The sequence below is a fragment of the Streptomyces sp. NPDC006798 genome (genome assembly GCF_040635975.1).
Lineage (GTDB): Bacteria > Actinomycetota > Actinomycetes > Streptomycetales > Streptomycetaceae > Streptomyces.
In genome coordinates, this window is sequence record NZ_JBEYIS010000053.1 from 13,186 (window position 1) to 38,433 (window position 25,248).

The 25,248-nt window shown below is 74.7% G+C and carries 23 protein-coding genes; 15 read left to right on the forward strand and 8 right to left on the reverse strand.

Annotated features, from left to right (window positions below):
- Window positions 1–85: 85 nt before the first annotated feature.
- The 5 genes from ABZ714_RS28245 to ABZ714_RS28265 all read left to right on the forward strand — a co-directional run bounded on the left by ABZ714_RS28245 (window position 86) and on the right by ABZ714_RS28265 (window position 6,230).
- Window positions 86–925, forward strand: a complete 840-nt coding sequence (locus tag ABZ714_RS28245) for a class I SAM-dependent methyltransferase (protein ID WP_358828170.1) — start codon at window positions 86–88, stop codon at window positions 923–925.
- A 110-nt stretch (window positions 926–1,035) separates the two neighbouring features.
- A complete protein-coding gene (locus tag ABZ714_RS28250) occupies window positions 1,036–1,878 on the forward strand; it encodes a M55 family metallopeptidase (protein WP_358828171.1) in 843 nt (280 codons plus the stop codon).
- Entirely contained in the window at window positions 1,871–3,223 is a 1,353-nt protein-coding gene (locus ABZ714_RS28255; protein WP_358828172.1) for a M20/M25/M40 family metallo-hydrolase, read from the forward strand. Before ABZ714_RS28250 ends, ABZ714_RS28255 begins: the two co-directional genes overlap by 8 nt.
- A gap of 14 nt (window positions 3,224–3,237) precedes the next feature.
- Complete coding sequence (locus ABZ714_RS28260; RefSeq protein ID WP_358828173.1) at window positions 3,238–5,256, forward strand: prolyl oligopeptidase family serine peptidase; 2,019 nt, start codon at window positions 3,238–3,240, stop codon at window positions 5,254–5,256.
- Window positions 5,253–6,230 (forward strand): LD-carboxypeptidase, encoded by a 978-nt coding sequence (locus tag ABZ714_RS28265; RefSeq protein WP_358828174.1) that lies wholly within the window; start codon window positions 5,253–5,255, stop codon window positions 6,228–6,230. Before ABZ714_RS28260 ends, ABZ714_RS28265 begins: the two co-directional genes overlap by 4 nt.
- Window positions 6,231–6,660: 430 nt before the next feature.
- Here ABZ714_RS28265 and ABZ714_RS28270 read toward each other — a convergent pair whose 3' ends face one another.
- Both ABZ714_RS28270 and ABZ714_RS28275 read right to left on the reverse strand, forming a co-directional pair.
- Window positions 6,661–7,734, reverse strand: coding sequence for an adenosine deaminase (locus ABZ714_RS28270; protein ID WP_358828175.1), 1,074 nt, complete (start codon window positions 7,732–7,734; stop codon window positions 6,661–6,663).
- Between the two features lie 88 nt (window positions 7,735–7,822).
- Window positions 7,823–8,569 (reverse strand): GntR family transcriptional regulator, encoded by a 747-nt coding sequence (locus tag ABZ714_RS28275; RefSeq protein WP_358828176.1) that lies wholly within the window; start codon window positions 8,567–8,569, stop codon window positions 7,823–7,825.
- A gap of 145 nt (window positions 8,570–8,714) precedes the next feature.
- On the opposite strand from ABZ714_RS28275, the gene ABZ714_RS28280 reads away from it, so the two are divergent.
- The 5 genes from ABZ714_RS28280 (at window position 8,715) to ABZ714_RS28300 (ending at window position 13,986) form a co-directional block, all read left to right on the forward strand.
- The gene (locus tag ABZ714_RS28280; RefSeq protein WP_358828177.1) at window positions 8,715–8,984 is read left to right on the forward strand and encodes a LapA family protein; all 270 of its coding nucleotides are present in this window, start codon (window positions 8,715–8,717) and stop codon (window positions 8,982–8,984) included.
- A 79-nt stretch (window positions 8,985–9,063) separates the two neighbouring features.
- Window positions 9,064–9,630, forward strand: a complete 567-nt coding sequence (locus ABZ714_RS28285) for a GNAT family protein (RefSeq protein ID WP_358828178.1) — start codon at window positions 9,064–9,066, stop codon at window positions 9,628–9,630.
- A 154-nt stretch (window positions 9,631–9,784) separates the two neighbouring features.
- The gene (locus ABZ714_RS28290; RefSeq protein WP_358828179.1) at window positions 9,785–10,444 is read left to right on the forward strand and encodes a lysophospholipid acyltransferase family protein; all 660 of its coding nucleotides are present in this window, start codon (window positions 9,785–9,787) and stop codon (window positions 10,442–10,444) included.
- 31 nt (window positions 10,445–10,475) lie between these two features.
- The gene (locus ABZ714_RS28295; protein ID WP_358828180.1) at window positions 10,476–11,384 is read left to right on the forward strand and encodes an arginase family protein; all 909 of its coding nucleotides are present in this window, start codon (window positions 10,476–10,478) and stop codon (window positions 11,382–11,384) included.
- A 631-nt stretch (window positions 11,385–12,015) separates the two neighbouring features.
- On the forward strand, window positions 12,016–13,986 hold the full coding sequence (locus tag ABZ714_RS28300; protein WP_358828181.1) for a DUF5107 domain-containing protein: 1,971 nt from the start codon (window positions 12,016–12,018) through the stop codon (window positions 13,984–13,986).
- A gap of 102 nt (window positions 13,987–14,088) precedes the next feature.
- Here ABZ714_RS28300 and ABZ714_RS28305 read toward each other — a convergent pair whose 3' ends face one another.
- The 3 genes from ABZ714_RS28305 to ABZ714_RS28315 all read right to left on the reverse strand — a co-directional run bounded on the left by ABZ714_RS28305 (window position 14,089) and on the right by ABZ714_RS28315 (window position 17,021).
- The gene (locus tag ABZ714_RS28305) at window positions 14,089–14,439 is read right to left on the reverse strand and encodes a VOC family protein (RefSeq protein ID WP_358828182.1); all 351 of its coding nucleotides are present in this window, start codon (window positions 14,437–14,439) and stop codon (window positions 14,089–14,091) included.
- Between the two features lie 130 nt (window positions 14,440–14,569).
- The gene (locus tag ABZ714_RS28310; protein WP_358828183.1) at window positions 14,570–15,376 is read right to left on the reverse strand and encodes a methyltransferase domain-containing protein; all 807 of its coding nucleotides are present in this window, start codon (window positions 15,374–15,376) and stop codon (window positions 14,570–14,572) included.
- Window positions 15,377–15,536: 160 nt separating this feature from the next.
- Window positions 15,537–17,021 carry a phosphatase PAP2 family protein gene (locus tag ABZ714_RS28315; RefSeq protein WP_358828184.1) on the reverse strand — a complete coding sequence of 495 codons (1,485 nt, stop codon included), beginning with the start codon at window positions 17,019–17,021 and terminating at the stop codon, window positions 15,537–15,539.
- A gap of 447 nt (window positions 17,022–17,468) precedes the next feature.
- Between ABZ714_RS28315 and ABZ714_RS28320 the strand changes: the two genes are divergently transcribed.
- On the forward strand, window positions 17,469–18,683 hold the full coding sequence (locus ABZ714_RS28320; RefSeq protein WP_358828185.1) for an aminotransferase class I/II-fold pyridoxal phosphate-dependent enzyme: 1,215 nt from the start codon (window positions 17,469–17,471) through the stop codon (window positions 18,681–18,683).
- A gap of 35 nt (window positions 18,684–18,718) precedes the next feature.
- Here ABZ714_RS28320 and ABZ714_RS28325 read toward each other — a convergent pair whose 3' ends face one another.
- Both ABZ714_RS28325 and ABZ714_RS28330 read right to left on the reverse strand, forming a co-directional pair.
- A complete protein-coding gene (locus tag ABZ714_RS28325) occupies window positions 18,719–19,342 on the reverse strand; it encodes a VTT domain-containing protein (protein ID WP_358828202.1) in 624 nt (207 codons plus the stop codon).
- A gap of 41 nt (window positions 19,343–19,383) precedes the next feature.
- Window positions 19,384–20,163 carry an MBL fold metallo-hydrolase gene (locus ABZ714_RS28330; protein WP_358828186.1) on the reverse strand — a complete coding sequence of 260 codons (780 nt, stop codon included), beginning with the start codon at window positions 20,161–20,163 and terminating at the stop codon, window positions 19,384–19,386.
- Between the two features lie 448 nt (window positions 20,164–20,611).
- On the opposite strand from ABZ714_RS28330, the gene ABZ714_RS28335 reads away from it, so the two are divergent.
- From ABZ714_RS28335 to ABZ714_RS28345, 3 genes are all read left to right on the forward strand, one after another.
- Window positions 20,612–22,864: a phage holin family protein gene (locus ABZ714_RS28335; RefSeq protein WP_358828187.1), complete on the forward strand. Its 2,253-nt coding sequence runs from the start codon at window positions 20,612–20,614 to the stop codon at window positions 22,862–22,864.
- A gap of 305 nt (window positions 22,865–23,169) precedes the next feature.
- The gene (locus ABZ714_RS28340; protein ID WP_358828188.1) at window positions 23,170–23,532 is read left to right on the forward strand and encodes a hypothetical protein; all 363 of its coding nucleotides are present in this window, start codon (window positions 23,170–23,172) and stop codon (window positions 23,530–23,532) included.
- A 113-nt stretch (window positions 23,533–23,645) separates the two neighbouring features.
- Window positions 23,646–23,840: a hypothetical protein gene (locus ABZ714_RS28345; protein WP_358828189.1), complete on the forward strand. Its 195-nt coding sequence runs from the start codon at window positions 23,646–23,648 to the stop codon at window positions 23,838–23,840.
- Window positions 23,841–23,948: 108 nt separating this feature from the next.
- On the opposite strand, the gene ABZ714_RS28350 is transcribed toward ABZ714_RS28345, so the two are convergent.
- Complete coding sequence (locus ABZ714_RS28350; RefSeq protein WP_358828190.1) at window positions 23,949–24,431, reverse strand: peroxiredoxin; 483 nt, start codon at window positions 24,429–24,431, stop codon at window positions 23,949–23,951.
- Between the two features lie 339 nt (window positions 24,432–24,770).
- Here ABZ714_RS28350 and ABZ714_RS28355 point away from each other — a divergent pair, with 339 nt between their 5' ends.
- Window positions 24,771–25,196 (forward strand): hypothetical protein, encoded by a 426-nt coding sequence (locus ABZ714_RS28355; protein ID WP_358828191.1) that lies wholly within the window; start codon window positions 24,771–24,773, stop codon window positions 25,194–25,196.
- Window positions 25,197–25,248: the final 52 nt, after the last annotated feature.

Genomic DNA, 25,248 nt, shown 5'->3' on the forward strand with positions numbered 1-25,248 from the left:
TCATGGCGCCGTGTCCCGGCGCCCGGCGGCGCGAGCCGACCGCAGGCCGACCGGTCGACCCGGGAACGACGGGGGGAGCTGTTCGATGGGCGTGACGAGCAGATACAGGGACGCGTGGGAAGGGTTCTGGGCCGAGGTGCCCGGCGAGGAGCCCGGGGAAGTGCTGTGGGACGCCGACCCGGCCCTGACGGCGGGGCAGCACCTCGCCCTGTACGAGCCGCATATCGAGGCCCCCGGGCTCACCCTGGTCGACCTGGGCTGTGGCAACGGGACCCAGACCCGCTATCTCGCCGACCGCTTCCCGCGCGTGCTCGGGGCCGATCTCTCGCCCGCCGCGATCGCCCTGGCGGAGACCGCCCGGACCGCCCGGACCGCCCGGGCCGGTGCCGGGCCCTCCGGTGACGACGACGCCGCCGATCCTTTTGCCGACTCCTCCGCCGAGTCCGCCGGTCGGGACGGCGCCGGTGACGGACCCGCCGGAGAGATCGGATTCCGGGTCCTCGACGCCACCGACCAGGACGCCGTCGCCGCCCTCCGCGCCGAGACCGGCGACTGCAATGTCTATATGCGCGGAGTGCTCCACCAGTCCGACCCGAAGGACCGCCGGGCCCTCGCCGACGGCATCGCCCTGCTCGTCGGCGACCGGGGCCGGGCCTTCGTCGTGGAACTGGCCGAGGCCGCGGGCCGCCGACTGGCCCGGCTCGCCCAGTCCCCGGCCGGACCCCCGCCCAAACTGCGGCCCGTGTTCCGCCACGGCATCGTGCCGGGAGCCGTCGCCGACTCCGATGTCGCCGACTACTTCACGGCCGCCGGGCTGACCGTCCTCGCGGGCGGCGAGCTGCCGCTGACCACCACGGAGTACGAGCCCGACGGCTCCCGGATCGAACTGCCCTCCCTCTGGCTGGTGGTGGGCCGCCCCCGCTGACCCGGCCCCGCCCGAGCACCCGTACGAGCCCCGTACCGGATCCGCACCGGCCGGGGCGCGCCCGGTGGGACCGCTCCACGGGGGTTGACCCCGTGCGGTTAGATTGAGCCATGAAGATCCTCATCAGCGCCGATATGGAAGGCGCCACCGGAGTGACCTGGCCGGCGGACGTACTGCCCGGCACGCCCCAGTGGGAGCGGTGCCGTTCCATGTTCACCTCGGACGTGAACGCCGCGGCGCTCGGATTCTTCGACGGCGGCGCCGACGAGGTCCTCGTCAACGAGGCCCACTGGACCCAGCGGAATCTGCTGCTGGAGCGGCTGGACGAGCGGGTCCAGATGCTCACCGGCCGCCACAAGGCCCTCGCGATGGTCGAGGGCGTCCAGCACGGCGACGTCGACGGCATCGCGTTCATCGGCTACCACACCGGCGCGGGCACCGAGGGCGTCCTCGCCCATACCTATCTCGCCAATTCCATCACCGGGGTCTGGCTCAACGGCGACCGGGCGAGCGAGGGCCGGCTCAACGCCCAGGTCGTCGCCGAGTACGGCGTCCCCGTCGTCCTCGTCACCGGCGACGACCTGACCTGCGTCGACGCCCGGGGCTACGCGCCCGAGGCCCGTTCCGTGGCCGTCAAGGACTACGTCTCCCGGTACGCGGCCGTCTGCCGTACGCCCACCAGGACGGCCGCCGACATCCGGGCCGCCGCCAAGGAGGCCACGGCGCTCGCGGTCCGCCGCGACCCGGTCGCCGCCGGGCCCTTCACCGTCGAGCTGGAGTTCGACGCCGAACATCTCGCGGGCTCCGCGACCGTCGTCCCCGGAGTCGAGCCCAGCGGCGCGCCCGGCGAGCGCAGGGTCGCGTACACCAGTCTGACCATGTACGAGGCCATCCGGACGTTCAAGGCGGTCACGACCGTCGTCTCGGCCGCGACGGAGGAGCAGTATGGCTGACCAGGCCACCACCACCATGACCGCGTCCCCCGTGGACGCCACCGCCTACGACGAGGTGGTGACCTTCACCTCCGAGCTGATCGGGATCGACACCACCAACCGGGGCGGCGGGGACTGCCGCGAGCGGCCCGCCGCCGAGTACGCGGCCGAGCGGCTCGCCGCCGCCGGACTCGAACCCGTACTCCTCGAACGCGTCCCCGGCCGGGCCAATGTCGTCGCCCGGATCGCGGGCAGCGACCCCACGGCCGACGCCCTGCTGGTCCACGGCCATCTCGACGTCGTCCCCGCCGAAGCCGCCGACTGGAGCGTCCATCCCTTCTCCGGCGAGGTCCGCGACGGTGTCGTCTGGGGCCGGGGCGCCGTCGACATGAAGAACATGGACGCGATGATCCTGGCCGTCGTCCGGGCCTGGGCCAGGGCCGGGGTCACCCCCCGCCGGGACATCGTGATCGCCTTCACCGCCGACGAGGAGGCCAGCGCCGTCGACGGCGCCGGATTCCTCGCCGACCGGCACGCCGCCCTCTTCGAGGGCTGTACCGAGGGCATCAGCGAATCGGGCGCCTTCAGCTTCCACGCCGACAACGGCATGACGCTCTACCCGATCGGCGCGGGCGAACGCGGCACCGCCTGGCTGGAACTCACCGCCCACGGCCGCGCCGGACACGGCTCCAAGGTCAACCGGTCCAACGCGGTCAGCAGGCTCGCCGCCGCCGTCGCCCGGATCGGCGAACACGAATGGCCCGTCCGGCTCACCCCGACCGTACGCGCCGCCCTCGCCGAACTCGCCCGGCTCCACGGCATCGACGCCGACCCCCACGCCGACGGCTTCGACCCCGACGAACTGGTCTCCCGGCTCGGCCGGGCCGCCGCCCTCGTGGAACCGACCATCCGCAACAGCGCCAATCCGACGATGCTCTCCGCCGGATACAAGATCAACGTCATCCCGGGGCACGCCACCGCCCATATCGACGGCCGGATGCTGCCCGGCGGCGAGGACGAGTTCGCCGCCACCCTCGACCGGCTCACCGGACCCGACGTCGAATGGCGGTTCCAGCACCGGGAAGTGCCACTGACGGCCCCGGTCGACTCGCCGACCTTCGCCAAGCTGCGCGCCGCCGTCGAACACTTCGACCCCGACGGGCACACCATCCCCTACTGCATGGCGGGCGGCACCGACGCCAAGCAGTTCTCCCGGCTCGGCATCACCGGCTACGGCTTCTCCCCGCTGAAGCTGCCGCCCGGCTTCGACTACCACGCCCTCTTCCACGGCGTCGACGAACGCGTCCCCGTCGAAGCCCTCCACTTCGGCGTCGACGTCCTCGACCACTACCTCCGGTCGGCATGAGGAAGGGGCCCGCCATGACGTCCGTACCCGATACGGCCACCACCGCCCCCTACGGCAGCTGGCCGTCGCCCGTCGGCGCAGCCCTCGCCGCCGCCCACGACGGACGGCCCGAATACCTGGGCGCCGTCGGCGACGAACTCTGGTGGACCGCGCCCCGGCCCGCCGAGGGCGGACGCCGCGCCCTGGTCCGCCGCCGGACCGACGACGGCGGCGAGGAGACCGTCCTCCCCGCCCCGTGGAACGTCCGCACCCGGGTCATCGAGTACGGCGGGCGCCCCTGGGCCGGGACCACCGGACCCGACGGACGGACCGTCGTCGTCTTCGTCCACTACCCCGACCAGCGGCTCTACGCCTACGACCCCGGCACGCCCGGCACCGCGCCGCGCCCCCTCACACCCCTCTCCGGCACCGGCGAAGGACTGCGCTGGGCCGATCCCGTGATCCTGCCCGCCCGGGGCGAGGTCTGGTGCGTCCTGGAGGAGTCCACCGGCGACGCGCCCACCGACGTCCGCCGGACCGTCGCCGCCGTCCCCCTCGACGGCTCCGCCGCCGACGACCGTACGGCCGTCCGCGAACTCACCGGCGACCGGCACCGCTTCACCACCGGACCCCGGCTCTCCCCCGACGGCCGACGGCTGGCCTGGCTCGTCTGGGACCACCCCCGGATGCCGTGGGACGGCACCGAACTCCTCGTCGGCGACATCACCGACGACGGCCGGATCACCGGGATCCGGACCGTCGCCGGAGGCCCCGGGGAATCCGTCTGCCAGGCCGAATGGGCCCCCGACGGAGCCCTGCTGTTCTCCTCCGACAGCGGCGGCTGGTGGCGGCCCCACCGGCTGGACCCCGACGGCGAAGGCCCCGCCACCGCCCTCTGTACCGAACGCGACGAGGAGTTCGGCGGCGCCCTGTGGAAGGTCGGCCTCCGCTGGTTCGCCCCCCTCGACGACGGACTGATCGCCGTCGTCCACGGCCGGGGCACCACCGGACTCGGCATCCTCGACCCCGCCACCGGCGAACTCGCCGAAACCCCCGGACCCTGGACCGAATGGGCCCCCGACCTGGTCGCCTGGGGCGAACGGGTCACCGGCGTCGCCGCCGGACCCGGCCGCGGCTACGAGATCGTCGAACTCGACACCCGTACCGGCCACACCCGGGTCGTCGGCGCCGCCCACCACGACCCGGTCGACCCCGCGTACTACCCCGTCCCCGAAACCCGGACCTTCACCGGACCCGACGGGCGCGAGATCCACGCCGTCGTCCACCCGCCCCGCAACCCCGATCACCGAGGCCCCGACGACGAACGCCCGCCCTACGTCGTACGGGCCCACGGCGGACCCACCGGCCGCTACCCCGTCGCCCTCGACCTCGAAGTCGCCTACCTGACCTCGCGCGGCATCGGCGTCGCCGAGGTCAACTACGGCGGCTCCACCGGCTACGGACGCGCCTACCGCGAACGGCTCCGCTCCTCCTGGGGCCTGGTCGACGTCGCCGACTGCGCCGCCGTCGCCCACGCCCTCTCCGACGAGGGAACCGCCGACGGCGACCGGATCGCCATCAGCGGCGGCAGCGCCGGAGGCTGGACCGCCACCGCCTCCCTCGGCAGGCCCGACGCCTTCCGCTACGCCTGCGCCACCATCTCCTACCCCGTACTCGACCCCGTCGTCTGGCGCACCGGCGGCACCCACGACTTCGAATCCCAGTACCTCGAATCCCTGATCGGACCGTACGACTCCGACCCCGACCGCTACCGCGAACAGTCGCCCCTGCACCGGGCCGACCGGATCACCGCGCCCTTCCTGCTGCTCCAGGGACTGGACGACGCCATCTGCCCCCCGGAACAGTCCGAACGACTGCTGGCCGCGGTCGCCGGACGCGGCGTCCCCCACGCGTACCTCACCTTCCCCGGCGAGAGCCACGGCTTCCGGCGCGCCGAGACCATGATCCGCGCCCTGGAGGCCGAGCTGTCGCTGTACGCCCGGACCTTCGGCTTCGAACGGCCCGACGTCCCCCCGCTGGAGCTGACCCCATGACCGGGCCGAACCCCCACGCCCACCCCGCCGCCGGGCCCGAACTGCGGCCCCTCACCAGAGCCCGGCGGCTGCGGCCCGGCGACCGCGTCGCCATCGTCGCCCCCAGCGGGCCGGTCCCCGACGACGTACTCGACGAGGGCCTCGGCGTACTGCGCGGCTGGGACCTGCTGCCCGTCGTGATGCCGCACGTCCGCGGCAGCCACCGCGACTTCGGCTACCTCTCCGCGACCGACGAACAGCGCGCCGCCGACCTCACCCAGGCATGGTGCGACCCGTCGTACGCCGCCGTGTTCTGCGCCCGCGGCGGCTACGGAGCCCAGCGGATGACCGACCTCGTCGACTGGGCCGCGATCCGGGCCGCCGGGCCCAAGGTCTTCGCCGGATACAGCGACATCACCGCCCTCCACGAGGCGATCGCCGTACGCGCCGGATTCGCCACGCTCCACGGGCCGATGCCCGGCGCGATGACCTTCCTCAAGGACGAGGCCACCCGGGAATCCCTCCGCGCCACCCTCTTCGAACCCGAATCCCGGCTCACCATCGGCCTGCCGACCGCCCGCGCCCTCGTCCCCGGCCGGGGACACGGCATCACCCTCGGCGGCTGCGCCAGCATCCTCGCCGCCGACCTCGGCACCCGGCACGCCCGCCCCGGCGCCGGCGGCGGACTCCTCCTCCTGGAAGACGTCGGCGAGGACGACTACCGGATCGACCGCATCCTCACCCAACTCCTGCGCGGCGGATGGCTCGACGGGGCGACGGGCGTCGCCCTCGGCTCCTGGGCGGAATGCGGCCCCTACGACCACCTCCGGGAACTCCTCCGCGACCGGCTGGGCGGCCTCGGTATCCCGGTGGTCGAGGAACTCGGCTTCGGCCACGGCCCGACGAACCTGACGATCCCCCTCGGAGTCCCCGCCACGCTCTCGGCGGACCCGGAGGCATCCACCTTGACCCTGGACACCCCGGCGCTCCTCTAGCCCGGGGCGCGCTCCCCGAATATACCCGGGTCTCGCCCGGAGACCTGGCGTTGTCGGCGGTCTGCGGACCGCCTGTGGCCTGTCGCGCGGTTCCGCCCCCTATGCCTTCGGCGATGGGGGGACCCCCAGCGCCTTGGCCCTCCGGGTTCCCGGCGCCTACCCGGGCCGCGCCCGGCGGTCTGGTGTCGTTCGCGGTCTGCGGACCGCCCGTGGCTTGTCTCGCAGTTCCCCGAGCCCCTAAATGCTCTCCCCAGCGCCGCTCCTGAAGGGGGCCCGCCTTCTATGAGGGCGTTGAGGAGGGCAACCCAGGTGGCGCTGGGGCTCCCCCATGCCGAAGGCATAGGGGGCGGAACCGCGCGACCAGCCCATCACCGGGGCGCGGGCGGACCGACAGACATCAGGCGGCGCCCCCCGGAGGGACAGGCACCCCTCAGCGGGAGGCGTTCAGTGCCGCGTAGCCCGGGCGGATGACGTCGTCGATCAGTGCGCGGCGCTCCGGGAGCGGAAGGAACGCGGACTCCGCCGCCGCGACCGTGAACTCCTCGAAGACCTCGGGGCCGTAGCCGAACGCCGTCACCAGGTGGGCGAACTCGTCGCTCATCGTGGTCCCGGAGACCAGCCGGTTGTCCGTGTTGAGGGTGACCCGGAAGCCCGCCCGGCGCAGGAGGTCGATCGGGTGGGTGGCGTAGTCCTTGGCCGCGCCGGTCTGGAGGTTGGACGTGGGGCAGATCTCCAGGGCGATGCGGTTGTCGCGGACGTACGCCGCGAGCGCGCCGAGGGCCGCCGTACCGTCGTCGTGGACGGTGATGTCGTCGGTGATCCGTACCCCGTGTCCGATCCGCTCCGCACCGCAGATCTGCACCGCCTCGTGGATGGATTCCGCGCCCACGGCCTCACCGGCGTGGATGGTGTAGTGGCAGTTGTGCCGCCGCAGGTGCTGGAACGCGGGGAGGTGCCGCGCGGGCGGGTTGCCGATCTCGCCGCCCGCGATGTCGAAGCCCGCGACGCCCCGGTCGCGGTGGGCGACGGTGAGTTCGGCGATCTCCAGCGACCGGTCGGTGTGGCGCATGCCGGTGAGCAGGGCCCGGACGGTGATCCGGCCGCCGGTGCGGCGCTCGCCCTCGCGGAAGCCCGCGTTCACCGCGTCGACGACCTCGTCGAGGGTGAGTCCGGCTTCCTGGTGCTGTTCGGGGGCGTAGCGGATCTCCGCGTAGACGACGCCGTCGGCGGCCAGGTCCTCGGCGCACTCGGTCGCGATCCGCTCCAGGGCGGCCCGGGTCTGCATCACCGCACAGGTGTGGGCGAAGGTCTCCAGGTAGCGCTCCAAGGAGCCGGAGTCCGCGGCGTCGCGGAACCAGACCGCCAGTTCGGCGGGGTCCTCGGTGGGCAGCTCGCGGTAGCCGCACTCCCGGGCCAGCTCGATGATCGTGGCGGGGCGCAGGCCGCCGTCGAGGTGGTCGTGGAGTACCACCTTGGGGGCGCGGAGGATGTCAGACAAGTGCATGCGGTGGGAGTGTACGCGACCCGGACCGCAGGCGCCCCGGCGTACGTCACACCGGCCGGAGCGCCCCACCGCCGCGCCGCGCCACGGCTCAGCCGGACTGGAGTACGGGCAGCGCCGGGGACCCGGTCGGCAGCATGTGTTTGGCCGCGAGCACGGGGACGTCACCGGCCCGGACGACCTGGGTCACCAGGACCGCCGGGGTCTGCGCCGGGCGGTCGAGCTGTTCGCCCCTGCGCTCGCCGAGGAGGGTCGCCGTCACCCCGCTGTGCCCCGTCAGCGGAGTCTCGCGGGATGCGGCCAGCAGGGTCGCGAGCATCGATCCCTCGGGTGCCGACGGTTCGCGCAGCGCGCGGGCGAAGGCGGGGTGCGCCGACTCCAGAACGCTGTCGGGGGCCGCCCACTCCTGGCTGAGCGCCGCCGATACCCCCTCCGCGACCAGCACCGATTCCCAGAATCGCAGTTCCGTTCCGGCCGGGGCGTGCAGATGCTGGGTGGAGAAGTCGGTGGGTTCCTCCTCGGTCCTGGCGACCGGGCGGACCCGGAGCGCCGTACCGGGGGTGAGCAGTTCCTCCAGTGGCTGGAGGTGTTCGTAGCCGCGCCGGGGCGGCGCGTCGTTCACCGTACGGCCCACTCCGCGCCGTACCGACAGCAGTCCGTCCTCCTGCAACAGCAGCAGCGCCTCCCGCAGGGCGGGGCGGCTGACGCCCAGCTCGGCCGCGAGCCGGGGTTCGGAGGGGAGGGTGGAGCCGGGCGGCCAGACTCCCTGGTTGATCGCCTCCGCGATCCGCTCGTACAGGACGACGACGGGGCGGCGCTGCCGTCGGCTGCTCGTCACGCTGTTCCTCCTCGGCCGGCAATGATGGCAGCCGCCAGCTTGTCAGACAGCGATCGGTTGGAGGGGGAAGTGTCGCAATCCGGCGTGTCACCCGTTCGGACTCCGCCGGCGCGTCCCCGGGGCGGCTCGCGGCCATTCTGGTGCCATGAATCCCAAGGACGCGCCCCGCACCCGGGGCAGGGGCAGGAGCGGCGGCAGGAGCGGCCGGGTCGGCGACTGGTTCACCCCCGCGCGGACCGCCGTCGTCGTCCTTCTGGTCCTCGCGATCGTCTTCATGGCCGAGAACACCGAGCAGGTCCGGATCCGGCTGATCATCCCGCTGGTGACCATGCCCCTGTATCTGGCGCTGCTGCTGATGTTCGTGATCGGGGCGCTCTGCGGGGCGCTCTTCTTCCGCCGGCGCTCACCCCGGTGACCGCCGGTCCCGTGCCGCCGCCCGGCTCCGCCCCTGATTCCGGTTGACCGGCGCCGGGCGCGGGCCGCAGGGTGGCCCGATGTCCCCTCTCGCCACCGGCCCCCGGGTCTCGCTCCACCCGTTCGCCGCGTCGGACGCCGACGAGTTCACGGCGGCGGCCCGTGCCTCCGCCGGTCTCCACCACCCCTGGCTCTTCCCGCCGCGCACCCCGGAGGAGTACGCGCGGTACGCGGCCCGGTTCACCGAGGAGCCCGGCCGGGCGGGATTCCTGGTCCGCGAGACCGCCGCGGGCGCCGACGGCGGGGCCGCCACCGGCGGGCGGATCGCGGGTTTCATCACCGTCAACAACATCGTCGGCGGCGCGTTCCGCAGCGGAGCGCTGGGGTACGGCGCCTTCGCGCACGCCGCCGGGCGCGGGCTGATGCGGGAGGCCCTCGGCCTCGTCCTCGCGTACGCCTTCGGCCCGGCGATGGACCTCCACCGGCTGGAGGCCAATGTCCAGCCCGGCAACACCGCGTCCATCGCCCTGGTGCGCGGGGCCGGTTTCCGGCTGGAGGGCTATTCGCCCGACTTCCTCCTCATCGACGGCGCGTGGCGCGACCACGAGCGCTGGGCGATCACCGCGGAGATGCTTCCGCCCCGCTGAGGGTCTCGCGGCGGCCGGAGAGGGCGGACGAGGCGGATTGAGTACGCGCACTCAGGCGCGGCGCCGGTCGGCAGCCCGAGGATGAGGGACGTCACCGCAGGCCGTTTCCGGCGCCGTCGTCGGCCGGATCCCGGAAGTCCCGGAAGGACTCCTCATGCTCAGTCGGTTCGCGGGCGCCCTGATACCCGCCGTCGGACGGCTGTCCGTGACGACGGACCCGGGCGCCGTCGTCGCCCCCGGGAGCCTTGTCGTCGCCAACCACACCTCACTCGCCGACCCGGCCGTGGTCCTCGCGGCCCTGCGGGGCCGGGGTGTCGAACCCGTGGTCATGGCCGCCGCCGGGCTGTGGCGGATCCCCGTCCTGGGGGCCGTGCTCACCCGGGGCGGCCATATCCGCGTCTACCGGCACGACCGGCGCGCGGCCCGGGCCGTGGACGACGCGGCGGCGGTCCTGGCGAGCGGCCGGGTGGTGCTGGTATACGCGGAGGGCGGCATCGCGGACCGGCCCGACTCGGGGGAGCTGCCACCCGGCCCGTTCCGCTCGGGCCCGGCTCGCCTGGCGGCCCTCACCGGGGCGCCGGTCGTCCCCGTCGGCCAGGCGGGCGCCCGCCGGGTGACGTCCGGTACGGTCCCCAAACAGGTCGCGGGCCTGCTCACGGCGCCGGTACGGCGCCCCCGGCTGCATGTCCACATCGGTACGCCGCTACGGCTCTCGGCCGATACGAAGGCGGCCACGGCGGAGGCCCACGCGGCGGTCACCCGGGCCTGGCGCACGGCGGCCGATCACGCGGCCCGATCTCCGCGACCGGCTTGAGCCGGGCGCCCGCGCGGACGAGGATGGCCCGATGGACGACATCGTGGTCATCGACGCCCCCTCCAACCTCGGTCTCCGCCCGCCCGCGCCGGGAGTCGTCCCCGGCTGCTACAAGCTCGCCGGGGCGCTCCGCGACCGGGGGATCGTCCGGCGGATCGGCGCCACCGACGGCGGGGTCGTCGTCCCGCCCCGCTACGACCTGGGCGACTGGCGGCCCGGTGACGGAGTGTTCAACGCCGCGGCCGTCGCCGAGTACACCCCCCGCCTCGCCGACCGGATCGAACAGCACATCCGCGGCGGCCGGTTCCCCCTCGTCCTCGGCGGTGACTGCTCGATCCAGCTCGGCGCGTCCCTCGCGCTGCGCCGGGTCGGCCGCTACGGACTCGTCGCCGTCGACGCCTCCGCGGACTTCCGGCACCTGGGCAACTCGCCCGCCGACGCCATCGGCGCGTCCGGCGGCGAGGAGGTCGCCATCGCCACCGGGCGCGGCCAGGACGACCTCGCCGACCTGGAGGGCCGCAAACCCTATCTGCGGGACGAGGACATCCGGTTCATCGGCATCAGGGACGGCGACGAGGACCTGGCGGAGTTCGCGGAGCTGAAGATCCCGTCGCTGACCGTCGGCGAACTGCGCCGACTGGGCCCGGCCGACGCCGCGAACGCCGTGGCGACGAGCCTGGGGACTGCGGCCGTCGACGGCTTCTGGCTCCACCTCGACGCCGATGTCCTCGACCCGGCGGTGATGCCCGCGGTGGACAGCGCCGACCCGGACGGGCTGCTGCCGGACGAACTGACCTCCGTACTGCGGGCGCTGCTGGCGTCGCCGCACTGTGTGGGCATGAACGTGACGATCTACGACCCGGACCGCGATCCGGACGGCACGGCGGGAGACGTCCTGACGGACGCGGTGGTCGACGGGTTCGGCGCGTCGGATCGGTGACGCGCTGTGCCGCCCGGGGTCCCCGTGCCCCGGGCCGCCGTCTGCCGTGAAATGTTGTCGGCCGACTGCGGCCCGTCGGTGGTTGCTCGCGCAGTCCCCGCGCCCCTAAACGCTCTCCCTCGCACCGCCCCTGAAGAAGGGGCCCGCTCCCGGTAGGAGGGACCCGCCTCTTTACGAGGGGGCGAGGAGGGCAACCCAGGGGCGCGGGGAACTGCGCGACGAGCCCACGGCGGCGCGCGGTCGCCCGACGACTCCGGCCCGGCCGGGCGGGTGGCGTGGGCCTCACCCGGAGGGCCGAGGCGCTGGGGGTCCCCCCGTCGCCGAAGGCCCAGGGGCGAGGTGAGCCGCGTGACCGGCCCCCACGGTCCGCAGGCCGTGAACGAGGAACAGCCGCCGGGGCGAGGCCGGTACTCGGAGTCCGGCGTCACGGTCTCTCCGTGCGTACGAGGCGGCCTCATGAGGAGGATCGGGGCGCGGGCCGCCGGGAAGCGCCGCGGTTTGACGAAGATCTGGGGCGCGAGGGATCTGGTCCGCTCGCGCCCGAGGCTGTTCGATGGTCGCCAACAGCGGCAGCGCTACGCCCCGGCCGGTGCCCGCTGCCGCGTACGACCCCGAACGAAACGAGGTTGCCTTGGCCACGACCGTGCGGCGCACCGTACTGACCCTGCCCGCGGCTCCCGTGGGTCCCGCCAATCCGCTGCCGGCGCTCCGGCCGCTGGACGAGACCCATACGGTCGACGAACGCACCCGGCGGGAGCTGCCGCGCGAGATGGCCCGGCAGGTCGGGTACGAGCCGCTGCGTACCCTGCTGCCGGTCCGGATCATGGACGGCTACGGACGGGACCGTACCCCCGCCGACCTCGACGCGATCGTGATCGAGAACGACCGGCTGCGGGCGACGGTCCTGCCCGGGTTCGGCGGCCGGGTGCACTCCCTGCACCACAAGCCGACCGGCCGTGAGCTGGTCTACCGCAATCCCGTCTTCCAGCCCGCGGACTTCGCCCTCAACGGCGCCTGGTTCTCCGGCGGCATCGAGTGGAACATCGGCGCCACCGGCCATTCGGCGCTCTCCTGCGCGCCGGTGCACGCCGCGGTCGTCCCGGCGCCCGACGGCGGGGAGATGCTGCGGCTGTGGGAATGGGAGCGGCTGCGCGATCTGCCGTTCCAGGTCGATCTGTGGCTGCCCGCAGACTCCGGCTTCCTGCGGGTCGGCGTCCGGATCCGCAATCCGCACGAGCGCGCGGTCCCGGTCTACTGGTGGTCCAACATCGCCGTCGAGGAGCATCCCAGGACCCGGGTCCTCGCCCCCGCCGACGAGGCCTGGTACTACGGCTACGAGCGGGCCCTGCGCCGGATCCCCGTACCCGAGTACCGGGACGAGGACCGTACGTATCCGCTGCGCGGCGAGCATCCCGCCGACTACTTCTACGAGGTGCCGACGGCGGCCCGGAAGTGGATCACGGCCCTGGACGAGGACGGGCACGGCCTGGTCCAGACGTCCACGGACACCCTGCGGGGCCGCAAGCTGTTCGTCTGGGGCGCGGGCCGGGGCGGGCGGCGCTGGCAGCGCTGGCTGACGGAGCCGGAGACCGCGGGCTACGCGGAGATCCAGGCGGGGCTGGCCCGTACCCAGCTCGAACACGTCCGTCTCGAGGCGGGCGCGGAGTTCAGCTGGCTGGAGGCTTACGGGCCGCTGGCCGCCGACGCCGGGACCGTACACGGCGACAACTGGGCCGCCGCCGTCGCCGAGGTCGAACGGCGGCTGGAGGGGGCGCTGCCGAGGGCGGCCGTCGACACGGCGTACGAGGAGTGGCTGACGGCCGCCGACACCGAACCCGTCCGAACCCTGGCCACCGGCTCCGGCTGGGGCGCGCTGGAGACCCTGCGGACGGGGACGAAGCTGCCCGGGACGCCCTTCGACGAGTCGACCATCGGCGACGAGCAGGCGCCCTGGCGGGAGCTGCTCACCACCGGCGCCCTGCCGCAGCCGCGCCGGGTCGCCCCGCCCGGCCCGTCGCTCACCGCACCGGCCTGGCGGGACATGCTGGAGACCGCGCCCGCCGACCCGCTGACGGAGTATCACCTCGGGGTGGCGCAGTGGCAGGCCGACGACCGGGCGCAGGCGGTACGGAGCTGGGAGCGCGGCCTCGAACTCGCCCCGTCGCGCTGGCCGCTGCTGCGCTGTCTCGCCGTCGCCGACCAGGAGGGCGGCCATCCGCTGCGGGCCGCCGACCGCTGGCTGGAGGCGTTCGACGATCTCTGCCAGGAGCGCCGTGACAGCGGCGAGAGCTGGACGGCGGCCACCGCCGCGCTCGGCCGGGAGGCGATCCAGGCGCTGCTCGCCGTGGACCGGGTCGCGGACGCCAGGTCGGTCTGGGCCCGGCTGACGCCCGCAGTCCGGGGGCGCGGCCGGTTCCGGCTGATCCACGCCCGGCTGCTGGTCGCCGAGGGGCTGCTCGACGAGGCGCGGGCCATCTTCGACGAGGGCTTCGAGGTGGCGGATCTGCGGGAGGGCTCGGAGGAGCTGAACGAGGTGTGGGCCCGGCTGAGCGACGAGCCGCTGCCGGACGCGTACGAGTACCGGATGCGGCCGGGCGGCTGACCGCCCGGGGACCGGCGGCCGGGGCCGGGTGGGGTGCGGTGCCGGGCGGCGGGTCGTCCGGCCCTGGTGCTGTACCACGCCCGCCGCCTCGCCCGCCGTCGGTCAGCCCGGCTTGCGGTCCGCGTACTCGAAGATCGAGCCGTCCGGGTGGACGGCGAGCAGATTACGGCCCACGGGTGTGGCCACCGGCCCCGCCAGGACCTGGGCGCCGACCTCGGAGAGGGTGGCGTACGTCTGGTCCACGTCGTCCACCGCGATCGTGGCCGTCACCTTCCGCAACACCTCCAGCTCCCGCTCCGGACCGCTCATCAGCAGAAAGCAGCCCACGGCCGCCGCCGACACCCCGCCCCGGTCGAAGCGCTGCGGGGTGGCGCCCGTCAGCCGGGCGTAGAAGGTGGTCGCGGTGTCGAGGTCGTCGACGCAGATACGGAGGGTCGTTCCCAGAATTTCCATACGGGGGAGGGTAGTTCGCGGCCGGGCGCGGCGGGAACGGTACACCCCGGGCGGTGGGAACGGCACACCCGCCGTCCGGCCCGGTGCCCTTCGCCGGGGCGGGCGACGGACCCGGCGAGGCGCACCGGGGTCACACCCGGCAGAGCAGTTCGCCGTGGAGGACGGAGAACCAGGCGTCGTCCGCCGCGCCCCAGGCGCGCCAGCCGTCCGCGACGGCCGCCAGCCCCTCCGGGGTCGTATGCCCGCCGTCGACCGCGATCCGCGCGTACCCGGAGTCGGTCGTACGATCCGCCCACAGCCCGCTCCACCAGGCACGGTCCTCCGGCTCGGCGAAACACCAGACGCCCGCGGACGGCCGGATGCCGGTGAAACCGGCCGCCCGGGCCCAGGAGAGCAGTCGGCGGCCCGCGTCGGGCTCGCCGCCGTTCGCGCGGGCCACCCGCCGGTAGAGCGTCTGCCAGTCGTCGAGCGCCGGGATCTCGGGGAACCAGGTGAAGGCGGCGTAGTCGCTGTCGCGGACGGCCACCAGACCACCGGGGCGGCAGACCCGGCGCATCTCGCGCAGGGCGCCGACCGGATCGCCCAGATGCTGGAGCACCTGATGGGCGTGGACCACGTCGAAGGAGCCGTCGGGATAGTCGAGCGCGTTGACGTCGGCGACGGCGAAGTCCGTGTTCCCCAGCCCGCGTCCGGCGGCGTACTCCCGGGCCCGGTCCACGACCCCGGCCGCCAGATCGACACCGGTGACCCGGCCTTCGGGGACCAGTTCGGCCAGATCGGCGGTGATGGTGCCGGGGCCGCAGCCGATGTCGAGGACCCGTGCGCCGGGTGTCAGCTCGGCGACGAGGTAGGCGGCGGAGTTGGCGGCCGTGCGCCAGGAGTGCGAGCGCAGTACGGACTCGTGATGGCCATGGGTGTAGACGGCGGTTTCCCGCATACGGACCTCCGGGGCTGGAGCTTTCGGTGCTCCAACCCTAGGGCGCGCGTATCGCATTGCGGGATACCCGTCTTGATATATGGACTTGTTCGGTGTCGGGCCGGGTGGGTGGCGGTCCGGGTCGGTCAGGTCGGGTCAGGCCAGGTCAGGTCAGGTCAGGTCAGGTCAGTGTGCCGGGCCGGTAGACCGTGAGGACTTGCGGCACCTTGTCGATCAGCAGCTCCTCCGGGGCCTCGGTGACCTCGCCGTCGTACGCCAGCGGGGTCCCCGGAGCGAGACCCGCGATCCGGACCCGGCGGCGCTGCTGCGCCGCATGGACCGGGGACCGGCTCAGCGGGCCCGCGAGCGCGGCGGCGACCAGCCGCAGCCCCGGATGGGCGCCCCCGTGCACGATCCGGACGTCCAGCAGACCGTCCGCCAGGTTCTGCCGGTTGCCGGGCGCGGGCCCCGAACGCTGATAGATGCCGTTGCCCGCGAAGAGCAGCCACAGCGGACGGCGACGGCCCGCCACCTCCGCCTCCAGCGGCCGGCCGTGCCGCAGGACCTTCCCCGCGGCGAGTACTTGTGCCGTCCAGCCGCCGACCCGCGGCGACCAGCGCTCCCGGAACGTCACCAGCTCCGGATAGACCCCCAGACTGAAGGTGTTCAGGAAGTACCCCCACGGCGCCCGGACACCCTCCGGGGTGACCGGACCCGGGGTGAACCGGCCCAGATCCACCTTGACCGCGTCACCGGCCGCCAGCGCCCGGCACGTGTCGTCGACGGACTCGATACCGAGATCCAGGGCGAAGTGATTGAGCGTGCCGCCGGGAAACACGGCCAGCGGCAGACTGTGCGCCACCGCGACGGTCGCCGCGGCGTTGATCGTGCCGTCGCCGCCGTAGACCCCGAGCACCCGGGCCCGGCCCGCGGCCTTCTCCAACTCCCGGACCACATCGCCCGGCTCGCACTCCACCACCTCCGCCCGCGGCAGCGCCGCGCCCACCAGGCCTACCAGGGCCGACGAGCCCGCACGGCGATTGGCGACCACCACCAGACCGTCGCCGTCCGGCAGGACCGGCGGCCGGACCGGCCGGGCCACCGGCGGCACGAGCTGCGACCGGGCCGGAACGATTCCCCGGACCGCGAGCGCGGCACCGACCCCGAGCGCCGCGCCCGCCACCACATCACCCGGGTAGTGGACACCCGTATAGATCCTGGAGAAGGCCACCGAGAACGCGACCGGAGCGACGACCGCGCCCCAGCCCTTCGACTCCATCGCCACCCCCGTCGCGAAAGCGGCGGCCGACGCGGAATGCCCCGACGGGAACGACGAGGTGATCGGCTGCCTGCGCAACCTGCGGACCTGGGGGACGGCATCCAGGATCGGCCGGGTCCGGCGGACGCTCCGCTTGCCCACGGTATTGATCAGCGCCGACGCCACGGCGAGCGACGCCACCCCCCGGGCCGCGGCCCGGCGGGCCCGCGCGTCCCGCCCCACCAGCGCTATGCCCGCGGCCGTCGCGAACCACAGCACACCGTGGTCGGCGGCCCGGCTGAGCCTCGGCAACACGGGCTCGGCGGCGGGCCAGGCCCGGTCCGCGACGGCATGAAACACCCGCCGGTCCAGTCGGCCGGCCCAGGATCTCCGCGTCTCGTCACTCATTCCACGCGGTTACCCCGGAGGGCGCCCTTTCACGCGTGGTCGCCTCCCGCTGTGGGTCCCGCCACCTTGTCGCCCCTCGCCGCCACGCCTCCGGCACGGAGGGACCCGAGCGCCTTGGCTGTCCGGGCCGCGCCCGGCGACCCGATGTGGTTCGCGGCCCGCGGACCGTGCGTGGCCGTTCGCGCAGTTCCCCGCGCCCCTGGTTGCCCTCCTGACCGCCCCTTCCAGGAGGAGGGCCTTCAAGGCCGGGACCCCTTCCAGGACGGTGCCGGGGAGAGCATTGAGGGGCGCGGGGAACTGCGCGGGCAACCCACAACGGCGCGCGGACCGCGAACAAGTCAAGGCCGCCGGGCGCGGCCCGGACAGCCAAGAGCCCGGGGGCGGCCCAGGTGGCGGGAGCGGGGGGTCCGTACAAAAGTGGGGAACCCCAGGGTGAGGAGGATCTCCGTGAGGGATCACGCAGCTCCGGACGGCCCGGGGACCGTGCGGCACAGCCCGCACGCGCCCGACGCCGCCCTCCCCGTGCTTCCCGAGCTCCGTGCCGCCGCCGTCGCGGCCTCGGAGCGGTCGGTCGGCGGCCCGACCGGCGGTTCGGCGGTGCTGCGGGAGGCCGCCGCCGGGTACTGGACCCGCCGAGGGCTCCGAACCGGCGCCGCCGACGCCGTGGCCGCGCCCGGCGCCCCCGCCCTGCTGTGCGCCCTGATCGCCGCGCACGACGGCGATGTGCTGATGCCCCGGCCGAGCCCCGCCTGGTGGACCCCGCAGGCGCGGATGCTGCGCCGGGGGGCGTACCACGTACCGACTCCGGCGGAGAGCGGCGGCGTACCGGATCCGTACGCCCTGCTGGAGACGGTGCGCCGGGTCCGCGCGGAGGGCGGCGTGCCCCGGTTGCTGCTGCTGTCGGTCGCCGACGATCCGACCGCGACCGTCGCGCCGCCGGAGCTGGTCCTGGAGGCGTGCGAGGCGGCCGTGGCGGAGGGTCTGCACATCGTCAGCGACGAGACCTGGCGCGACACCCTGCACAGACCGCGGGAGACCGTGCTGGTCAGCCCGGCGGAGATGTGCCCGGACGCGGTGACGGTGGTACAGGATCTCGCGGGTGCCCTGCTGCCGTCGGCCTGGCCCGCCGCCGTCGCCAGATTCCCGGCGGCACAGGGCCCCCACCGGGCCAGGGCGCTCGATGTGCTGACGGCGCTCGGCGCGGCCGTCGCCGAGCCGGTCGCGGCGGCCGCCGCGACCGCGCTGGACGAGCCCGCGCCGGTCACGGCCCGCGCGGAGGCCGCCGCCGCGATGTACGGACGCCTCGCCGAGGCCGCCCATCTCGCGGTGCTCGCGGCGGGCGCGCTGGCCCGGCCGCCCCGGGCGGGGCGCCATGTGTACGCGGACCTGGGCCCGCTGCGGGCCGGGCTCGCGGCCCGGGGCGTGAACGACTCGATGGATCTCGAGGAGTATCTGACGGGCCGCCTGGGGGTCTCCGTACCCGGCGGTCACCGGTTCGGCGACGAACTCGGCGCGCTCCGGGCCCGGCTGCCGGTCGCGCCGCTCGCCGGGCCCGACCCGGAGGCCCGGCTGGAGTCACTCGCCTCGCCCGCGCCCCTGGAACTGCCGCAGGTCGCGACGGCTCTGGCGACCCTGGCGACGGTCTTCGACGAGCTGCGGTGACCGCCGGGTACGGGCCCGGCCCCGTACCCGCGGCGTCAGGCCCGGCCGCCCGCCGAGTCCGGCCGGCCGCGCCGCAGCCGCCGCCAGAGCACCGGTGCCGCGCTGATCACCACCGTCAGTGCCACGGCGAGCGCCACGCCCTGCCATGCCTCGTCGAAGAGGGAGCCGCCGAGGACGCCGATGAGCTGGTACGTCGCCGCCCACGCCAGGCACGCCGGTACGTCGCCCCGGACGAAGGCCCGCATCGGCATCCTGGCCAGCAGACAGGCCAGCATCACCGGGATCCGCCCGGCGGGCACCAGCCGGGACAGCACGAGGACCGTGACGCCGTGCTCCGCCAGCTTCTCCTGGGCCTGGGCGATCCGTTCCGGGGCGGCCCGGGACTTGAGTTCGGCCAGCCAGCGTGAGCCGTTGCGGGACCGTACGCCCCGCTGCCCCAGCCAGTAGAGGGTGATGTCGCCGAGGAACGCGGCGAGCGACGCCACCACGAAGACGTGCAGGAGGGCCAGCGGCGCGGTCTGGTGGAGGGCGACGACGGCCGCCGAGCTGACGAGCGCGCCGGTCGGGATCACCGGGACCAGCGCGCCCAGGGTCACCAGCAGGAAGAGGGACGGATAGCCGACGGCCTGCTGGGTGGATTCGGACGGCAGCCGGGCCATCGTCTCGGTGACGGGCCCGAGGACGTCCGGGAAGCGGATGGTCACCGGCCGTCCTCCGGGGCACCGGGTCTGAGGTGTTCCCCGTGGCCGAGGCGGTGTACGGAGACTCCGGGCGCCAGCCGGGCCGAGTGCCGGACGAACTCGTCGCCGGGGGAGTGGAACTCGTGCGGGCGGATGTGGTCGAGGCCGATGGGCCAGTACGTGCCGTAGTGGACGGGGACGGCGAAACGGGGCCGGAGCGCGGCCAGCGCCTGCGCCGCCCGGCCGGCGTCGAGATGGCCGTGGCCCAGGAACGGGCCCCAGCCGCCGACCGGCAACAGTGCCACGTCGACCGGGCCGACCTCGTCGGCCATGCTCTCGAAGAGACCCGTATCGCCCGCGAAGTAGGTCCTGGCCTCGCCTTCGACCACATAGCCGAGTGCGGGGGAGCGATGAGGGCCGACGGGCAGTCGGCGGCCGTCGTGGAGGGCGGGGACGGCCCGCACGGCCAACTCGCCCACGGTCGTCGTGTCGCCGGGCCCGACCTCGGTGATCCGCAGCCCGAGCCGGGCCAGCGCCGGAACCGCGCGGGTCGCGCCGCGCGGGACCACCAGCGCCGTCCCCGGGGCCAGCCGGGACAGGGACGGCAGATGGAGGTGGTCGGAGTGGAGATGCGAGACGAGGACGGCGTCGGCGACGGCGGCCTCGGGCGGCGGTACCGCACCGCGCCTGCGGCGCAGATGGGCGAGGCGCCGGACGAAGAGGGGATCGGTGAGGACGCGCGTACCGGAGTCCTCGACGGTACAGGTGGCATGCCCCCACCAGGTGACTTCCACCATCACACGCCCCTCCTCCGCGCCCGCCGTCCCCCGCCGTTCTCCGTCCGGCGGTCGCGGAGCGGTCGGCGCGAGGCTCCCGGCCGCCCCGCGCCCACGCCGCCGCGCGCGGGCTTCCCGCCCCACATTACTGCGATCACCTCGGGGGTCCGCCCGCGTCCCGGGGACCGGGGCCGGGCCGGGCGGAGGCGGGACGGTCCGCATTCGGCGCGCGCGGGCTCGAAGGCGGTCGCCGTGCGGTGGTACGGGCCGCGCCGCCCCGGCCCGGTGTCGGCGGGGGTGTTCGCCGACGACCTGTGGTGACGGGGAGTTGTCCACAGGCAGCCGGGGCCGGGGCCGGGTCTGTGCGAGTCTGGAGGCCCGGCGTGGGGCCGGGGCCGTAGTCGGAGGGCCGCGGGGCGGTCCGCGCGCCCGGCGTACGGACAGCACGGCACGAGTACGGGGTGAACAGGGCGTGACCGAAGGCCGATGGCACAGGGCGGGTGGCGCCCTGCTGAGGGTGATCGTGGTGTGGGGGGTGTCCACCCTCACCATGCTGGCGCTGGCCGGTGCCCTGCCCGACTTCCGGCTCCAGGCCCCCGACGGCGACAGCCTCACCCGGACGGCTCTCACGGCCGCCTGGGGCGCGGGCGCCTTCGGTCTGCTGTCGGCCCTGGTGTGGCCGCTGCTGGTGCGGGCCCTGCTGCTCGTCCCGGCGCTCGTCCTCGGCCTGCTGGTGTTCTTCCTCAACGGCTCGCTGCTGCTGGTGGCGCTGTGGCTGATCCCCGACGGCCGGGGCGACGTGAGCCCGGAGACCGCGGTCGTGGTGGCCGCGGTGATGTCCGCCGTGGCGTCCGCGACCTCCACCGCGCTCGCCGTCCGCGACGACAACGCCTACCGGCGGCGGCTGTCCCGGCTGGCGACCCGGCGCAGACGCCGCGGTGGCGAGGTGTGCGACGACTGCCACGGCATGGTCTTCCTCCAACTGGACGGCGTCGGCCACGAGGTACTGCTGCGCGCGGCCAAGGACGGGCTGATGCCGACGGTCGCCAAGTGGCTGGACGACGGCCACCGGCTCACCCCCTGGCGCACCGACTGGTCCAGCCAGACCGGCGCGAGCCAGCTGGGCATCCTGCACGGCACCACCTTCGACGTGCCCGCCTTCCGGTGGTACGAGAAGGACACCGGCCGGCTGATGGTCTCCAACCGGCCCGGGAGCGCCGTCGAGCTCCAGCGCCGGGCGGTCGAGCGGACCGGGGACGCCGGGCTGCTCGCCAGGGACGGCGCGAGCCGGGGCAATCTGTTCAGCGGCGGCGCCGACCAGGTGGCCCTGGTGCTCTCCGTCGCCGCCCGGCGGGGCCGGGCCAACCGCTCCCGCGCGGGGTACTTCGCCTACTTCTCCGACCCGGCGAACGCGGTACGCACCGCCGGTTCGTTCTTCGCCGAGGCCGGCCGGGAGATCGGGCAGTCCACCCGGGCCCGGCTGCGGGGCGACCGGCCCCGGGTGAAGCGGGGCGGGCTCTATCCGCTGATCCGCGCCTTCGCCACGGTGGTGGAGCGGGACGTCGTGGTCGCCGCGGTGATCGGTGACATGTTCGCGGGCCGGACCGCGGTCTACGCCGACCTGGTCGCCTACGACGAGGTGGCGCACCACTCGGGGCCGCACAGCCGGGACGCGGCCCGGGTGCTGGAGCGGCTGGACCGGTCCCTGGCCCTGATCGCCAAGGTCGCCGAGCACGCGCCCCGCCCGTACCACATCACGCTCCTCTCGGATCACGGCCAGAGCCCCGGTGAGACCTTCGAGGGGGCCTACGGGCTGACGCTGCGGGACCTCGTCCGGGCCGGCTGCGGACTGCCCGTGTCCCGGCGCGCCGAGCGCTCCCGGAGCGGCGCCGAGGCCCGGGAGGCCGCCCGGGTCGCGCTCCGGGCCGCCCTCCACCGGGACCCGGTGGACGGCGCCGACGAGCAGCGGCCCGGGCCCGGCTCGGAACCCGTGGTGCTGGCATCGGGCAATCTGGCGCTGGTCTCGTTCTGCGACACGCCCGAGCGGCTGACCAAGGAGGAGATCGACGCCCGTCACCCGGCGCTGCTGAGCACCCTGGCCAACCATCCCGGCATCGGCTTTCTGCTGGTGCGGAGCGAACGGCACGGCTCGGTGGTCCTCGGACCCGCCGGGGCGGAGGTCCCGGTCGCCGAGCTGACCGACGACAGCGGCCCGCTCGCCGTCTTCGGCCGGGGCGCGGCGGACGCCGTACGGCGTACGGACGGCTTTCCGCATGTCGCCGACATCATGATCAACTCGATGTTCGATCCCGAGACGGGCCGGGTGCACGCCTTCGAGGCGCAGATCGGCTCCCACGGCGGTCTCGGCGGGGAGCAGTCCCAGCCGTTCCTGCTCTCCCCCGCCGAGCTGTCGCCCCCGGTGGCGGACGGCACCGAACTGGTCGGCGCGGAGCAGGTGCACGCCGTACTGCGCCGCTGGCTGGCGGAGTCCACCGAGCCGCGGATACCGGTCGACACACCCGGCCCGGGCGAGGACCCGGGCCCGGGACCGGGCCACGACCCCCGTCAGGACTCGGAGTCCGGGGCGGGCCCGGCGTCGGACCGGGAGCCGGGGTCCGGTCCGGGTGCCCGCTCGGGGGAGGGGCCGGTTCAGGGTCCGGCCTCGGAGCCGGGTACACGGGCCGAGCCGGAACCTCACCCGGAGCCCGGCCGGAGTCGGAGCTGAATCCGGGGCCGGACCGCGGTCGACCCGGCTCAGCAGCCGGAGCCGGATCGGGATGATTCCGGCGCCCCCGGTGCCGGAGTCCGGGGCTGTCCTCTTCGGGCAGGCGGTATCCGGTGCGGCGGGTTCGGGGCCGGGGCGTAGCGCCGTCGGGCTGTGCGGTTCGGGGCGTTCGGGTGGTGACGGTGCGTCCGGCACGACGGGAATCGGGCTAATGCCTGTCCTCCGGACGGGGGGATCCGGCTTCAGTGTCGGCGCGCGGCGGCCGATAGCGGGCACTGGACGCATGTTCAGGAGGTCGCGCCGCCATGAAGAATCCCCCGGTCGTGCCGCCCTGCCGCGCGGTCGGTGTCGTCGCTTGGCGCGGCGCGCTGACCGTGGTGGTCGCGCTGCTCGCGCTGCTGGGGACGTCCGTGGCGGCGGGGGCGCAGTCGGCGGAGGCCGCCGAGGCGAGGATCCCCGTCTCGGCCACCGGTGACGGAGCGGCTTCCTCGGCGCAGGCCGAGGAGGCGGTGGGGAACCCTGCACCGGGCTCCCGGGCCAGGTCCGCCCGGGGCCGCCGGGGCAGGACGTCCCGGCCCGGTGCGGTCCGGCCGAGGCCGGTCCCCCGGCGGGCCCCCGCCGCGCTGTCCGGGCTGTCCGCCGCCCGGGGTGTGGTGCTGCGCTGCTGACGGGGCCGTACGGCCGGGCCAGTTACTCCGGCCGTCTCAGCCGACCGTCGGCCGTTTCCCGCCGCCAGACGACGAGAACGCCGCCCCCTTCCCACCCCCCGAGGTGTACCGCCATGCCCATCGACCCATTCGCCGCCCTGAACGCCATGCTGCGCGCCGAGGCGGCCCGAGCCGCCGAGGCCGCCGAGGAACGGGATTCCCGCCGGCGGCCCCCGGCGGCCCCCGACGCCGCCGAGCCGAAGGAATCCGGGCCCCGGACCGAGCCCGCCCCGGTCCTGGCCCGGGCCAAGGACGACGGCACGGTCTGACCCGTGCGGGTCGGCCGGCCCCGGGCCGGCCGGCCCACCGGTCACCTACGCCGCCGAGCCGTTCCCGGGTTCCGGGACGGGACGCGTTCGACGGTGTGTCCCGGCCGGTCAGGAGGCGAACTCGGCCAGCCGCGCCGCGAGTTTCTCCGTCGACTGGAACGTCGCGCCCAGAAGCGTCGTGTGCTTCCAGTGGAGCGTGCCGTCGGGGGCGACGACGAAGACCGCGCGCCGCAGCCCGATCCCGGGGGCCGCGATGCCGTACGCCCTGGCCACCGCGCGGTCCCGGTCGGCCAGCAGCGGCATCCGCAGACCGTGTTTCCGGGCGAACGCCTCATGGCTGTCGACGCCCTGGGGGCTGATGCCCCACACCTCGGCCCCGCAGTCGGTGAAGGCTTCCAGACCGCTGGAGTACGAGCAGAGCTGCTTGGTGCAGACGGGGGTGTCGTCGCCCGGGTAGAAGGCCAGCACCAGCGGACGGCCCGGCGCGCCGTCCAGGGTGTAGTCCGCCGGGCGGAACTCCCCGTCGGCCAGGACCCCTCCCGGGAGCGTGAAGCCGGGGGCAGGGCGGCCGGTTTCGGGGGCGGGACTCATCGGCGGGCTCCTTCGGTACGGCGCCGGGAGGTCGGCCCGGCAGTGCGGACGACCGTACCGTGCCCCGTACCGCCCGCACCGCACCGCGGGGGTACCGCCCCGCCTGAATCCGTACCGCCCCGCGCGGCTCTTTCCACCCGCCCCGGCGCTGTGCTCCCACGGTCCCGACCGGCGCCGTCCCACCGCGCCCGCCGGGCATTACCTGTCGAGTAATCGACCAGGCCGGGCCCGCACCGGCAGTCTTCTGCCATCGGATCCCGGGCGGCGCACTCCACCCGGGGTCCGGCCCCCCGACCGCAGGCCCGACGGCCGACCACCGCCTGATGGAGGCTGATTCCCATGACCGCAACCGCTCTGCTCGCCACGGTCGCCCGTACCGACGACCGGACCGAGATCCTGCGTCGATTCCTCGCCCTCGACGCCGTCGTCACCGGGGTCAACGGACTGGTCTACGTGGCCGCGTCCGGCCCCGTGGGACGGCTGCTCGGGATCGACAGCGGGCTGCTGTTCGGCCTCGGGGCCTTCCTCGTCGTCTTCGCCGTCGGTGTCGGCCTGACCGGCTCCCGGCCGGTACCGTCCCCGGCCGCCGTGAAGGCCATCGTCGACGCCAACGCCGTATGGGCCCTGCTCAGTGTGGTCTCGGTGGTCCTCTGGTTCGACGCCACCGTCGCGGGCGCCGTGTGGATCCCGGCCCAGGCCATGACGGTCGGCGGATTCGCCGTCCTCCAGTGGTCGGCGCTGCGGTCCCTCGCCACCGCCCGCTGAGTACGGGCCGGGCCGCGGGGCCCGGTCCGCCCCCCACCGGCGGGTCCCGCAC

Coding starts and splice junctions, on each gene's coding strand:
- ABZ714_RS28325 (WP_358828202.1), bottom strand. CDS start 19,342: ATGGCCCGGCTGCCGTCCGAATCCACCCAGCAGGCCGTCGGCTATCCG.
- ABZ714_RS28315 (WP_358828184.1), bottom strand. CDS start 17,021: ATGAGTGACGAGACGCGGAGATCCTGGGCCGGCCGACTGGACCGGCGG.
- ABZ714_RS28250 (WP_358828171.1), top strand. CDS start 1,036: ATGAAGATCCTCATCAGCGCCGATATGGAAGGCGCCACCGGAGTGACC.
- ABZ714_RS28290 (WP_358828179.1), top strand. CDS start 9,785: ATGCTCAGTCGGTTCGCGGGCGCCCTGATACCCGCCGTCGGACGGCTG.
- ABZ714_RS28280 (WP_358828177.1), top strand. CDS start 8,715: ATGAATCCCAAGGACGCGCCCCGCACCCGGGGCAGGGGCAGGAGCGGC.
- ABZ714_RS28270 (WP_358828175.1), bottom strand. CDS start 7,734: ATGCACTTGTCTGACATCCTCCGCGCCCCCAAGGTGGTACTCCACGAC.
- ABZ714_RS28285 (WP_358828178.1), top strand. CDS start 9,064: ATGTCCCCTCTCGCCACCGGCCCCCGGGTCTCGCTCCACCCGTTCGCC.
- ABZ714_RS28355 (WP_358828191.1), top strand. CDS start 24,771: ATGACCGCAACCGCTCTGCTCGCCACGGTCGCCCGTACCGACGACCGG.
- ABZ714_RS28350 (WP_358828190.1), bottom strand. CDS start 24,431: ATGAGTCCCGCCCCCGAAACCGGCCGCCCTGCCCCCGGCTTCACGCTC.
- ABZ714_RS28255 (WP_358828172.1), top strand. CDS start 1,871: ATGGCTGACCAGGCCACCACCACCATGACCGCGTCCCCCGTGGACGCC.
- ABZ714_RS28260 (WP_358828173.1), top strand. CDS start 3,238: ATGACGTCCGTACCCGATACGGCCACCACCGCCCCCTACGGCAGCTGG.
- ABZ714_RS28295 (WP_358828180.1), top strand. CDS start 10,476: ATGGACGACATCGTGGTCATCGACGCCCCCTCCAACCTCGGTCTCCGC.
- ABZ714_RS28345 (WP_358828189.1), top strand. CDS start 23,646: ATGCCCATCGACCCATTCGCCGCCCTGAACGCCATGCTGCGCGCCGAG.
- ABZ714_RS28265 (WP_358828174.1), top strand. CDS start 5,253: ATGACCGGGCCGAACCCCCACGCCCACCCCGCCGCCGGGCCCGAACTG.
- ABZ714_RS28305 (WP_358828182.1), bottom strand. CDS start 14,439: ATGGAAATTCTGGGAACGACCCTCCGTATCTGCGTCGACGACCTCGAC.
- ABZ714_RS28245 (WP_358828170.1), top strand. CDS start 86: ATGGGCGTGACGAGCAGATACAGGGACGCGTGGGAAGGGTTCTGGGCC.
- ABZ714_RS28310 (WP_358828183.1), bottom strand. CDS start 15,376: ATGCGGGAAACCGCCGTCTACACCCATGGCCATCACGAGTCCGTACTG.
- ABZ714_RS28340 (WP_358828188.1), top strand. CDS start 23,170: ATGAAGAATCCCCCGGTCGTGCCGCCCTGCCGCGCGGTCGGTGTCGTC.